1 pseudogene is annotated in these 634 nt (G+C 54.7%); it reads right to left on the bottom strand.

The window, feature by feature from the left end:
• Positions 1-634 (bottom strand): annotated as a pseudogene (locus tag AAC147_RS10245) (RHS repeat-associated core domain-containing protein); the annotation flags it as partial.

The raw sequence follows: 634 nt of genomic DNA, 5'->3' as shown, positions 1-634 counted from the left end.
AGGCCAGTTGCGGTGTAGCGACTGGCAAGGATAAAACCGTTGGCACTTTCGCGCACCGTTTCCCGCCCCAGTGCATCACGCTGGAATGTCAGTGGCGCATGCTGGTTAAGCTGAAAGTGATTCAGACTCCCCGACAGGTTATAACCGAAGTACAGGGTATTGCCATCGACACTTTCGCTGACAGGACGTCCGGTCAGATTATCCCATTCGCGCGTGATTTCCCGCCCATTGATACGCTCACAGGTCGGCAGGCCAGTGGTCTCGTCATATTCGTATTCCACCACGGCATCGGCATTGGTGGCTTTCACTAGTTGATGCCGTTTGTTGTACTCGTAACGCGTTGTGGCTTTCAGTACCCGTTGGTTTTCTTCCGGTTGCCAGCTTTCCTGTTTGACCAGTAAACCAGCCGCGGAATAATGCCAGCGAAGCTGCTGACCGTCGGGATATTGCGTCAGTGTGCGGCGTCCCAGTTTATCGTACTGATATTCAAGAGTACGCCCGGTAAAATCAGTTTCCCGGATAATCTGCCCCGCGGCATCCCGCTCATAACGGTAGGTTTCGCCGGTGGAGGCGGTCACTGAGTTCAACCGGGTCAGCCGGTCATAGCCAAAGTGTAATACCGTGCCATCGGGCC

This window comes from Xenorhabdus sp. NBAII XenSa04, from assembly GCF_963866145.1.
Classification (GTDB): Bacteria; Pseudomonadota; Gammaproteobacteria; order Enterobacterales; family Enterobacteriaceae; genus Xenorhabdus; species Xenorhabdus indica.
The sequence above is the reverse complement of the archived record's forward strand: the minus strand, read 5'-3'. Positions and strand labels throughout refer to the sequence as shown.